This is a genomic window from Variovorax sp. YR752 (genome assembly GCF_943372545.1).
Genome location: NZ_CALRZC010000253.1, coordinates 1 through 11541 on the forward strand (window position 1 = coordinate 1; position 11541 = coordinate 11541).

Annotated in this window: 11 protein-coding genes and 1 pseudogene; 4 read left to right on the forward strand and 8 right to left on the reverse strand. The window is 68.3% G+C overall.

Going from position 1 to position 11541, the window contains the following annotated elements; genetic code table 11:
- Both AAG801_RS35505 and ppa read right to left on the reverse strand, forming a co-directional pair.
- Positions 1 to 1019: pitrilysin family protein (locus AAG801_RS35505; RefSeq protein ID WP_341892644.1), on the reverse strand; the 1019-nt coding region annotated here is incomplete at its 3' end.
- 85 nt (positions 1020 to 1104) lie between these two features.
- Entirely contained in the window at positions 1105 to 1647 is a 543-nt protein-coding gene (gene ppa, locus AAG801_RS35510) for an inorganic diphosphatase (RefSeq protein ID WP_341892645.1), read from the reverse strand.
- Between the two features lie 237 nt (positions 1648 to 1884).
- On the opposite strand from ppa, the gene AAG801_RS35515 reads away from it, so the two are divergent.
- A complete protein-coding gene (locus tag AAG801_RS35515) occupies positions 1885 to 4017 on the forward strand; it encodes a sodium-translocating pyrophosphatase (protein WP_341892646.1) in 2133 nt (710 codons plus the stop codon).
- A 65-nt stretch (positions 4018 to 4082) separates the two neighbouring features.
- On the opposite strand, the gene AAG801_RS35520 is transcribed toward AAG801_RS35515, so the two are convergent.
- Positions 4083 to 4682 (reverse strand): HAD family hydrolase, encoded by a 600-nt coding sequence (locus AAG801_RS35520; protein ID WP_341892647.1) that lies wholly within the window; start codon positions 4680 to 4682, stop codon positions 4083 to 4085.
- A gap of 162 nt (positions 4683 to 4844) precedes the next feature.
- Here AAG801_RS35520 and AAG801_RS35525 point away from each other — a divergent pair, with 162 nt between their 5' ends.
- The gene (locus AAG801_RS35525; RefSeq protein ID WP_341892648.1) at positions 4845 to 5102 is read left to right on the forward strand and encodes a hypothetical protein; all 258 of its coding nucleotides are present in this window, start codon (positions 4845 to 4847) and stop codon (positions 5100 to 5102) included.
- A 194-nt stretch (positions 5103 to 5296) separates the two neighbouring features.
- Here AAG801_RS35525 and AAG801_RS35530 read toward each other — a convergent pair whose 3' ends face one another.
- Positions 5297 to 6262: a PDR/VanB family oxidoreductase gene (locus AAG801_RS35530; protein ID WP_341892649.1), complete on the reverse strand. Its 966-nt coding sequence runs from the start codon at positions 6260 to 6262 to the stop codon at positions 5297 to 5299.
- Positions 6259 to 7296, reverse strand: a complete 1038-nt coding sequence (locus AAG801_RS35535; RefSeq protein WP_341892650.1) for an aromatic ring-hydroxylating dioxygenase subunit alpha — start codon at positions 7294 to 7296, stop codon at positions 6259 to 6261. Before AAG801_RS35535 ends, AAG801_RS35530 begins: the two co-directional genes overlap by 4 nt.
- An 85-nt stretch (positions 7297 to 7381) precedes the next feature.
- On the opposite strand from AAG801_RS35535, the gene AAG801_RS35540 reads away from it, so the two are divergent.
- Positions 7382 to 8101 carry a GntR family transcriptional regulator gene (locus tag AAG801_RS35540; RefSeq protein WP_341892651.1) on the forward strand — a complete coding sequence of 240 codons (720 nt, stop codon included), beginning with the start codon at positions 7382 to 7384 and terminating at the stop codon, positions 8099 to 8101.
- Positions 8102 to 8161: 60 nt separating this feature from the next.
- Here AAG801_RS35540 and AAG801_RS35545 read toward each other — a convergent pair whose 3' ends face one another.
- The 3 genes from AAG801_RS35545 to AAG801_RS35555 all read right to left on the reverse strand — a co-directional run bounded on the left by AAG801_RS35545 (position 8162) and on the right by AAG801_RS35555 (position 10979).
- Entirely contained in the window at positions 8162 to 8587 is a 426-nt protein-coding gene (locus tag AAG801_RS35545; protein WP_341892652.1) for a hypothetical protein, read from the reverse strand.
- Between the two features lie 3 nt (positions 8588 to 8590).
- Positions 8591 to 8902, reverse strand: coding sequence for a hypothetical protein (locus tag AAG801_RS35550; RefSeq protein ID WP_341892653.1), 312 nt, complete (start codon positions 8900 to 8902; stop codon positions 8591 to 8593).
- 100 nt (positions 8903 to 9002) lie between these two features.
- On the reverse strand, positions 9003 to 10979 hold the full coding sequence (locus AAG801_RS35555; RefSeq protein ID WP_341892654.1) for a hypothetical protein: 1977 nt from the start codon (positions 10977 to 10979) through the stop codon (positions 9003 to 9005).
- Positions 10980 to 11277: 298 nt separating this feature from the next.
- On the opposite strand from AAG801_RS35555, the pseudogene AAG801_RS35560 reads away from it, so the two are divergent.
- Positions 11278 to 11541 (forward strand): annotated as a pseudogene (locus AAG801_RS35560) (hypothetical protein); the annotation flags it as partial.

Below are 11541 nucleotides of genomic sequence, written 5' to 3' on the forward strand. Positions count from 1 at the left end.
GCGCCGAGCAGCAGCGCCGAGGGCTCCGCCAGGCCGAAGGATTCGCCGAAGGTGCCCGCCGCGAGCTGCTTCTCGGTCAGCGCCTTGTGCAGGCGCCCGGACGGCGTGTCGCCGAGGATCAGCGCCAGCAGGTCACCCGCCGCCGAGTCCGGGTGACTCGCCGGCGGCATGTGGTAGCCCGCGAAGATCAGCGGCGCGCCGCCGGTCCGCCGCAGCGTCACGCTGCGCTCGCCGTCCTGCGCCGGGTCGAGCGTGTACTGGGCGGGCAGCGTCCGCTTCGGCCTCGGCAGCTTGCCGAAGGTCGCGGCCACACGGCGCAGGACCCGCGCCGAGTCGAAGGCGCCGGAGACGATCAGCGTCGCGTTGTCCGGCTGGTAGTACTGGCGGTAGAAGGCCTGCAGCCGGGCGATGGCGACGTTCTCGACGTCGCTGCGCGCGCCGATCACGTCCTTGCCGTAGTTGTGCCAGTCGTACATCAGCGCCAGCGTGCGCTGGTAGAGGATGCGCTGCGGGCTGTTCTCGCCCATCTCCATCTCGTTGCGCACCACGGTCATCTCGGTGTCGAGGTCCTTGCGCGCGATGAAGCTGTTGACCATCGAGTCGGCCAGCCAGCCGACGTACCAGTCGAGGTTGGCCTCGTTGGCGGAGAAGCTCGCGGTGTAGTTGGTGCGGTCGAAGCTGGTCGAGCCGTTGGCGCTGAGGCCGCGCTTTTCGAACTCCGCCCACACGTTGCGGTGTGTCGCGGTGCCCTTGAAGATCAGGTGCTCGAGCAGGTGGGCCATGCCTGTCTCGCCGTAGTTCTCGTGGCGAGAGCCGACGTGGTAAGTCAGGTTGACCGTGGTGGTCGGCTTGGAGTCGTCCGGGACCAGCAGCAGCCGCAGGCCATTGGCCAGCCGGTACTCGGAGATGCCTTCGACTTCGGTGACGGCGCGCAGGCCGCCTGGCAGCGGGGCGGCCTGGGCGAGGCCAATGTGCAGGCCGATGAGGACGAGGACGAGACCGCGGAGGTGTCTGAGCATGGTCGGCACGGGGGCTTCGGGAGACGGCAGTGTAGGAGTGCACCGGTCCCGAAAAGATCCGCGGCCGTGCCGGCCGCTCGCCCGCTCAGGCGCTCTGCTTGGCCTTCTGGTACGCAGTCATGCCGGAGGAGACCTCGGCCTTGGCCGAGTCCGGGCCTTCCCAGCCCTGCACCTTCACCCACTTGCCGGCTTCCAGGTCCTTGTAGTGCTCGAAGAAGTGCTGGATCGCCTTCAGGCGCATCTGGTTGATGTCTTCCGGCTTGTGCCAGTGGCTGTAGATCGGGCAGACCTTGTCGATCGGCACGGCCAGCAGCTTGGCGTCGCCACCGGCCTCGTCGTCCATCTTCAGCACGCCCAGGGGCCGGCAGGTCACCACCACGCCCGGCGTCAGCGCGTAGGGCGTGATCACCAGCACGTCGACCGGGTCGCCGTCGTCGGCCAGCGTCATCGGGATGTAGCCGTAGTTGCACGGGTAGTGCATCGCCGTCGTCATGAAGCGGTCGACGAACATCGCGCCCGTTTCCTTGTCGACCTCGTACTTGATCGGGTCGGCGTTCATCGGGATCTCGATGATCACGTTGAACTGATCGGGCGCCTTGGCGCCGGGGGTGACGTTGTGCAGGCTCATGGCGGTGTGGACTGACTACGGAAAAACCCGCATTCTACGCAGAGCACTGTCGGCGACCTGACACATTGATCAGGGGCACGGAACGGTGGAAAACACCGGGCCGGCGACGTTGCCGGCGCCGGGGCTGATCCCGTAGCATCCCGCGAGCCCTGGAGCGGGCCGCGGCTTGCGCTTGCGCGAACGTTCCGTTGTATTCAATCAATCGAAGAGCCAATCAATGAGGAAGGAGATCCACTGATGTCCACCACCGTGGCGCTTTACATCGCGCTGGCCTGTGGTCTGGCCGCCGTTGTCTACGGCTTCGTTCAGCGAAGCTGGATTCTCAGCCAGAGTGCCGGCAATGCCCGCATGCAGGAAATCGCCGGAGCGATCCAGCAGGGTGCAGCCGCCTACCTGGCCCGGCAGTACAAGACCATCGCGATCGTCGGAGTGGTCCTGGCCATCCTGATCGGCATCTTCCTCGACGGCAGCACCGCCATCGGCTTCGTCGTCGGCGCGGTGCTCTCGGGCGCCTGCGGCTTCATCGGCATGAACGTGTCGGTTCGCGCCAACGTGCGCACCGCGCAGGCCGCGACCAAGGGGATCGGCCCGGCGCTCGATGTGGCCTTCAAGGGCGGCGCGATCACCGGCATGCTGGTTGTCGGCCTGGGCCTGCTGGGCGTGACGATCTTCTTCATGTTCCTCACCGGCAACGGCAACCTGACGCCGGACAAGAGCCTGTCCAGCGTGCTCAAGCCGCTGCTCGGCCTGGCCTTCGGCTCGTCGCTGATCTCGATCTTCGCGCGTCTGGGCGGCGGCATCTTCACCAAGGGTGCCGACGTGGGCGCCGACCTGGTCGGCAAGGTCGAAGCCGGCATTCCCGAGGACGACCCGCGCAACCCGGCGGTGATCGCCGACAACGTCGGCGACAACGTCGGCGACTGCGCCGGCATGGCCGCCGACCTGTTCGAGACCTACGCCGTCACGCTGATCGCCACGATGGCGCTGGGCGCCCTGATGGTGGCGGCCGCGCCGATGCAGGCGGTGGTCTACCCGCTGCTGCTCGGCGGCGTGTCGATCATCGCGTCGATCATCGGCTGCTCGTTCGTCAAGGCCTCGCCCGGCATGAAGAACGTCATGCCCGCGCTGTACAAGGGCCTGGCCGTCGCTGGCGTGCTGTCGTTCGTCGCCTTCATCGGCGTGACGATGCTGGTGATGCCCGACACCGCGCTGGGTGCCGGCACCCAGTGGAAGCTGATCGGCTCCTGCGCCGTCGGCCTGGTGCTGACCGCCGTACTCGTGTGGATCACCGAGTTCTACACCGGCACGCAGTACTCGCCGGTGCAGCACATCGCGCAGGCCTCGACGACGGGTCACGGCACCAACATCATCGCCGGCCTCGGCGTGTCGATGCGCTCGACGGCCTGGCCGGTGCTGTTCGTCTGCGCCGCCATCATGGCCGCCTACGGCCTGGCTGGCCTGTACGGCATCGCCATCGCAGCGACTGCCATGCTGAGCATGGCCGGCATCGTGGTGGCGCTCGACGCCTACGGCCCGATCACCGACAACGCCGGCGGCATCGCCGAGATGTCGGAGCTGCCGGCCAGCGTGCGCGACATCACCGACCCGCTGGACGCGGTGGGCAACACCACCAAGGCGGTGACCAAGGGCTACGCGATCGGCTCGGCCGGCCTGGCCGCGCTGGTGCTGTTCGCCGACTACACACACTCGCTCGAAGGCCGCGGCATGAGCGTGAGCTTCGACCTGAGCGACCCGAAGGTGATTGTCGGCCTGTTCATCGGCGGCCTGATCCCCTACCTGTTCGGCGCCATGGCGATGGAAGCCGTCGGCCGCGCGGCGGGCTCGGTGGTGGTCGAGGTGCGCCGCCAGTTCAAGGAGATCAAGGGCATCATGGAAGGCACCGCCAAGCCGGAGTACGGCAAGGCGGTCGACATGCTGACCACGGCGGCGATCAAGGAAATGATCGTCCCGTCGCTGCTGCCGGTGATCGTGCCGGTGGTCGTGGGCATGACGCTCGGCGCGGCCGCGCTCGGTGGTTTGCTGATGGGCACGATCGTGACGGGCCTGTTCGTCGCGATCTCGATGTGCACCGGCGGCGGTGCCTGGGACAACGCCAAGAAGTACATCGAAGACGGACACCATGGCGGCAAGGGCAGCGAAGCCCACAAGGCCGCGGTCACCGGCGACACGGTGGGCGACCCCTACAAGGACACCGCCGGCCCGGCCGTCAACCCGCTGATCAAGATCATCAACATCGTGGCGCTGCTGATCGTGCCGCTGCTGCCGATGAGCGGCGCCACCAGCAAGGCAACCAGCCACACCGCCACACCGGCGGCGGTAGCGGCCCCGGCGCCTGCCGCCAGCAAGTAGCCGCGGCGCTCGGCGAACTCACGGGGCCGGCTGCAAAGCCGGCCCCTTTTCATTGCAGCTTCGCTTCAGCGCGACAGCCAGTGGTCGACGAATGCCGGCAGGTCCTGGTGGCTGCTGCTGACCCAGGCCAAGTCAATCCCGACATTCGGACTTCCATTCGGCGCGCGCAGGATCAGCGCTGCGTGCACGGCGTCGGGGATGCCGCGGAAGTACGGCAGGTAGTCATCGACGAACACCTCGGCGCCGATCGCCTCGACCGCATCGGCCTTCGGGCTGCGCATCGACTCGTGGTGGCCCGTTGCGATCACGCGCTGGATCGGGAAGCCCAGATTCTTCAGGTTGTCGCGCCGCGCCGCCTCGAAGCGTGCGTCGAGTGCCGAGACGCACACGAGCTGGTACCCCGCGTCATGCAGGCGATGGCAGGCCTCGATGGCGCCGTCGATAGCGGGCACGGTCGACCAGAACTGATCGTCGAACGTGGACCTGAAGCGTGCCTTCTTGAACAGCCTCAGGCGCGGAACCTCCCAACGGTCGATCGGCCAGTAGGCCTGCGGGTCGCGCTCGCGGGGGTACTCGCCGAACGCGCGCTGCCACGCCATGGCGTAGGCGAGGTGGAAATCGAGCAGGACGCCATCGGCATCCAGGGCAATCACGGGTCGAGCCATGGCATCGACTCTAGCCCGTGCACCGAACGCTCAGAATGGTGTCCCTGGCCGGCTTGTGCAACCGTTTACGTCGGTGTTGCGGAATACTGGGACAATAGCGGGTTGATCGGGCGCCGCCGCGCCCCACTTGTTCGTGTTCAGCTCTTCGGGAACGACCGCTTCATGACCACACGCCGCAACACGCCCTCTTCCTCGAACGAATCGCCGTCCCTGAAGCTGCGACAGACCCAGGCGGAGTACACCGCCGCGCGGCCCAGCGCCGAACCCGGCATCCGGCCGCTGATGTCGAGCTCGAAGATGTACGTGTGCCGGCGCTGCCAGGCCAACTTCAAGACCGGCGACGGCAAGCCCGATCCGCGCCTGCCCGGCCTCGGCAAGTGCAACGCCTGCCTGGCCACCGCCGCCACCACGGCCGCCTGAGCGAGACCAGGAGCGTTCAGAGCCAGCGCCAGATGCGCATCAGCCAACGCGGCAAGCGGGTGGCGACAGGGCGGTAGTGCTGGCGAAGGGGGTAGTCCATAGTGGCCTCCATGCGATGCAAAGTACTGTATGAAAATACAGTACTTTGTGCAAGCGCAAGCCCCTGCAGAGGCATCCGCACCGCAGACCGGCGCCTAGAGATCCAGCACCAGCCTCGCCGACTTCGCCCGCGAACAACAAGGCAGGAACTGGTCGCCAGCGGCCTGCTCCTCGGGGGTCAGGTAGAGGTCGCGGTGGTCGGGCACGCCGTCGATCACCTTGGTCAGACAGGTTCCGCACACACCCTGCTCGCACGAGGTGGCAATCGCCACGCCGCACTGCCCCAGCGCCTGCACCACGCTCACCCCGGCAGGCACCGGAATGACCCGGCCTGAACTGGCGAGCATCACCTCGAACGCCTCGCCGCCGCCTGCCGCTGCGGGCTCGGCGCCGAAGAACTCAAAGTGGATCTGCGCCTCGGGCCAGCCCTGCGCACGTGCACTGCCAAGCACCGCGTCCATGAAGCCCTTCGGCCCGCAGACATAGAGATGCCGGCCGGCCGGCGCCTGCGCCAGCAGCGCCGCGATGTCCAGCCGCTGCGCTGCCGGGCCGTCGTCGAAGTGGAACTGCACGCGCTCCGCAAATGGCGAGGCTTCGATGCGCGGCACGAACGCTGTGCGCGACTTCGACCGCGTGCAGTAGTGCATCTCGAATGCCGCACCGGCGTTGGCCAGCCGCTCGGCCATGCACAGCAGCGGCGTGACGCCGATGCCGCCGGCCAGCAGCAGATGGCTCGCCGCCTCATGGGCCAGCGCGAAGTGGTTCTTCGGCGCACCGATGGTCAGCGTGTCGCCTTCGTTCACCTGCTCATGCATCGCCGCAGAACCGCCGCGCGAGGACGGGTCGCGCAGCACAGCGATCAGATAGCGGTGTGTCTCGGTCGGGTCGTTGCACAGCGAGTACTGGCGCGTGAGGCCGCCGGGCAGTTGAACGTCGACGTGCGAGCCGGCGGCGAACGCGGGCAGCGGCGCCCCGTCGGCGCTGACGAGTTCGAAGCTGCAGATGCCTTCGGCTTCGACCGTCTTGCGCGCCACGCGCACGGACAGCGTGACCCCGCTCACGGGGCCACCGTGCGCTCTTGCGCCACCAGCTTGTCGACGATGCGGCGCGCCTGCACGCCACCGAGGTCGGTGTTCAGCGAGAGCAGTTTGCGCTCGGGCTGGGCCGTCAGATTGCGTTGCTGCGACTCGAGCATCTCGAGGTCTTCCATGAAGACCTTGCCCTGCGCTTCGCGGATCGACGCGGTGAGCGCCTTGTCCTCGGGGCGGAAGTTGCGCGCCAGCCCCCAGAAGTACCAGATAGAGGTCTCGGTCTCCGGCGTGATCAGGTCGACGACGATGCCCGAAGTCTTCACCGCGGCCGGCGCGTCGAAGCCGCCCTGCCCGGCCAGGGCCACGCCGACGTCGATGAACACGCTGGAAGGCGGCACGAACCGGCAGCGCTGCCAGCGGTCCACCGTGGCCTGATCGTCCAGGCCGTTGCCACGCATCGCGGCCTGCCAGAACGGCGGCGCCTTCACACCGGGCATGTCGCGCCGGGTGATGACGACGTCGCCCTCGGTCGTGGTGTTCGCCGGCACTTCGTCGAGTTCCTGCTGACCGATGCTCGTGGCATGCACGTACTTCTCGTGCGTCAGGTCCATCAGGTTGTCGATCATCAGCCGGTAGTCGCACTTCACATGGAACATGCCGCCGCCGAAGGTCCAGGCCGGGTCCTCGGCCCAGGCGAGGTTCGGCAGCAGCGCCGGATCGGCCTTCGCGGCCTCGCCCGGCCAGACCCAGACGTAGCCGTAGCGCTCGATCACCGGATAGTGCGTCACCGGCGGGAAGCCGCGCACGCGCTGGCCGGGCATCGCCACCGTCTTGCCGTCGCAACCCATCTCCAGGCCGTGGTAACCGCAGACCAGTTTGCCCTCGACCACCTTGCCGAGCGACAGCGGCGCCCCCCGATGCGGGCACCAGTCTTCGAGACCGACGGCCTGACCTTCAGGGCCGCGGAAGAACACGATGCGCTCACCGCACACCGTGCGGCCCAGCGGCTTCTCGTCGATTTCGGCCGGCGCGCAGGCCACGTACCATGCATTTTTCGGGAACATCGCAGTCTCCTGGATCCAATCGGCGGTTGTTGATTGGATCCAATTGTGCGACAAACCGACATCAGAAGGCAACAATCACCTACCAATGGATCCAATAGAAGCCCCGCCGAGCGATTCCAGCAGCGTGGTCGCCACCTTGCGCCAGCTCATCGTGAACGGTCGCCTGGCCGCCGGCGAGCGGCTGGCGGAGATTCCGGTGGCCGAGTCGCTCGGCGTGTCGCGCACGCCGGTGCGCCTGGCCTTCCGCTCGCTCGAACAGGAAGGGCTGCTCGCCAAGGCCGGCAAGCGCGGCTACGTGGTGCGCAGCTTCTCGGAGGCCGACGTGCGTGCGGCCGTCGAGGTGCGCGGCACGCTCGAAGGCCTGGCGGCGCGTCACCTCGCCGAGCGTGGCATGTCGGCCGAGGTGCGTGCGACGCTGGCCGCGTGCATCACCGAAGGGGCGACGGTCCTGGCCAAGGGCCACCTGGTCGAGGAGGATGTCGGCCGCTGGAGCCGGCTCAACAAGCGCTTCCACGACGCCCTGGTCGATGCGCACGAAAGCCGCGTCATCGCCGACGCGATCGCGCGCAACAACCACCTGCCCTTTGCCTCGGCCGACTCGATCGCGCTGGACCGCGCCGCGCTGCCCGGCGAGTATCAGAAGCTGCGCATCGCGCAATTGCAGCATCAGCTGGTATTCGACGCGCTCGATCGGCGCGAGTCGGCGCGCGTCGAGATGCTCATGCGAGAGCACGCGTGGGTGGGCTTCCGCTACGGCCAGATGCTCGGCCTGGAGACCGGCCCGATCGCGGGGCTGCCGGGGTGATGGCGAGGGCCACTCACCCGACAGCGGCGCCACGGCACGCGCGCGCAGGCAACCCGATCGTCAACGACACCGCAGCTGGAACTGGCGTTCGCGCGCCTGCCGGCGCCGCTCGGCGATGCGGTCCTGGGTGGACGCCGACTGAGGCTGCCGCGCGAGCGAGTCGAGGCGACTGATGCGCTCGTCCAGAGCTCGGCAATCTTCTTGACGACGTTCGCTCTTCGTGGGCTGCGCCGAGTTCTGCACGGGAGCCTGCTGCGCCAGGGCAGCCACCCTCGCCGCCTCCCGGACGGCCTGATCGCCGAGCTGCACCTGCATCTCGAACGGCATGCCATCCGGAACGCTCACGATCCGCTCGATGGTGGCTTGCTGCGTGCTGCAATGCGTGTTGGACCAGAAGGTGCCACTGCCGTACGACTTGCACAGGTAGAGCGGGGCCGCGTACACCGCGACCGGGCAGAGCAAGGCCATGGCCAGAAGGGTCCGCATGGGTCAGCGCAGCAAGGGGTTGCGCGCCACTTCACCCTTCTTCGTGCAGATCGCCTCCGACACCGAGCGCCCCATCACGCTGATGGATCCGCCGACGAAGCAGTTGAACTCCTGCCCTGCCTTGCTGCGCACGCTGTAGCGCGTGGTGGTGCCCTCGTCGGTGCGATTGCTGATGGTGAAGTCGCTCTTGGCCAGCCCGAGTGCAAAGGCGGTCCGGTCCACAAGGGCCTCGTCGGTCACGGCGATCGAGGCGCAGCCGCTGGACAGGGCGGCGGCAGCGGCGGCGAGAAGTACGGTCAGCGAAGCTTGCGTCATGGTGGTTCCTTTCAGTGTCGAGACATCGGGGTTGCCCGGCCCGCCTGATACGCGGCGGGCTGGGCAACGCGGGTTCAGGGGTTGAACGTCGGCGCGCGCTTCATCGCAGCAGGCTCACCCACAGGCTCTTGCGCGCGCTGCTGCCGGCCACGTCGCCGCGCACCCAGGCGGCCACGCCGTCGCCCTCGCGGTTGAACGCGGAGAACGCGTCGGCACCCAGCCCGTCCTGTGGTTCGATCGCCACCGCACCGCTCCACGATCCGCCCCAGGTCAAGCGGCGCGAGTACACGTCGCTGCCCGTGGTCGGGTTGGGCCAGCGGTCGGGCGCGACGTAGACGATCACGGCGTTGCCATCGGCGTCCTGCCCCAGCTGGGTGTTGACACCGTAGGTGTTCACCAGCACCGGGGTCGAGAACCCGGCGCCCGGCGTGTACTGCATCGACTTCACGCCGTAGAGGCCGCTGTTCCAGATCACGACGGCACGCCCGGTGGGCGTCATCACCAGCCGGATGCGGGCCGAGAAGATCGAACTGACCGCGTTGGCGTCGACCTCGACGGCGCTTCCCCAGCCCGATGTGGCGCTGAAGACGTTGTAGTACAGCGAGTCACCCTGATGCCACACGGCGATCGCGTTGCCGCTGGCGTCCATGGCCACACGCGGCGGACTCTCCGGGCTGACGGTATCGAAGCTGTCGTCGATGGTCTGCGGCGCCTGCCAGCCGCCGGACTGCGGCAGGTAGCGCGCTGCCTTGACGCTGTAGTTCGAGTCGCCCGGGTTGCGCTCGCGCCAGATCGCCATGGCCGTGCCGTTGGTGCTGATCGCCACGTCGGCATCCTTGGCGTCCAGCGAACCGCTCGCGTCCACGCGGGCCCAGGCGAGCCAGCTGTTCGCATTGGCAGGCAAGCTGATGTTGTAGACGTCCTGGCCGGAGATCACGACGCCGATCGCGCCGCTCGCGTCCATCACCGCCGCGCTGAGCAGGCCGCCGCTGCGCGCCGGAGGCACGAACGGGCTGCCCCAGCCGGAGGCGCCGGTGAAGCGGCGCGTCTCGAGGTTCGGCCGCAGCCAGGTGGCCGTTCCCGCGGCATCGATCAGCAGGCGGCCTTCGACCAGCGCCACGCTGCCGCTGCTGGTCGACACGCCGGGCACCACCGCCGCGGCGTCCCAGCCCTGGCCGGCGACGTAGCGGCGCGAGAAGACCTTGCGCGTGCTGCCGTCGGGCGTGCCGTCGGACTGCTCCCACATCACGATGGCGTGGCCGTTGGCCGACATCGCCGTCAGCACGCGGGTGGACACGTTGAAGTCGTTGTTGGACTCCAGCAGCTGCGGCGTCTGCCACGTCGGCGCCGCCGGTGCCGCCGCAAAGGTCGCACCCACGTTGCGATTGGCGGACATGGCCAGCGTGCAAGTGGCCGTCGCGCCGGCGCAAGCGCCACTCCAGCCGGTGAAACGCTGACCCGCCGATGGCGTCGCGGTGAGCACGACGCTCGCACCGTCTGCGAACGCACCGCTGCAATCACTGCCGCAGTCGATGCCGACCGGCTGCGAGCGCACCAAGCCGGAGCCGGTGCGCGTCACATTCAGCGTGCGCTGCACCGGCGCGATCGCGGCGAAGACGGCGCTGACGCTGCGCGCCTGGCTCATCGTGACGGTGCAGCTCTGACCCGCACCGGTACAGGCCCCACCCCAGCCGGAGAAGACCTGGCCCGCCCCCGGGGTCGCGCTCAGCACGACGCTGCTGTTGGCGGCAAACGACGCACTGCAGGTGCTGCCGCAATCGATGCCCGCCGGCTGCGAGCGGACGGTGCCGCTGCCGGTCACCGTCAGGCCCAGCGAGAAGGTCGACGACGGCGGCGCATTGAAGCCGGCCGTCACGGTGCGCGCCTGCTGCATGGTCAGCGTGCAGGTGCGTGCGCTGCCGCTGCAGTCACCGCCCCAGCCGGCGAAGACCCGGCCCGTGGCCGGTGTCGCGATCAGCGTCACGGTGGTGGCCGGGTCGAAGCGGGCGCTGCAATCGGCACCGCAGTCGATGCCGGCCGGATCCGACACCACGCTGCCGCCCGCGCTGACGGACACCGACAGCGTATTGCCGGCCGGCGGTAGCGACGTGCCACCGCCCCCTCCCCCGCCTCCGCAGGCGGTCAGAGCAAGACAGGTCAGCGCCAGGAGGCTGGCGAGACGGGGTCGTCGGCGCGATCGAATGAATGGCATGTGGATCGATGAAGGCTGTGGGCGTGGATGGAGCAGTCGCTGGTGGCGACCGGACGAAGGAGCGAAGCGAACACCTTCTTGGGTAAACTTCCCAAACAGTGATTTTTGGGAAGTCTCTCCAAATCCATGTCCGGAGTCAAGTGGCTTCGCCGATACTTGCGGAATGGCGTCGAAGGTCGAACTGGTGCTCAAGGCTTTCGTGGCGGCGAACCGCCCGCTGGTCAGGCTGCTGATCGGCCGGGGCGCCACGTTCCCGGCCGTCGTGGAGCAGTTGCGCCAGCTGTTCGTCGACGAGGCGATCGCCGAGATCCGCGCTCGCGGCATGAAACCCACCAGCAGCGCGGTGTCCCTGCTCAGCGGCGTGCACCGGAAGGACCTGCGCGCGCGCGAGCTCGGCGCAATGAAGGATCCGTTGCCGCCGGCCGTG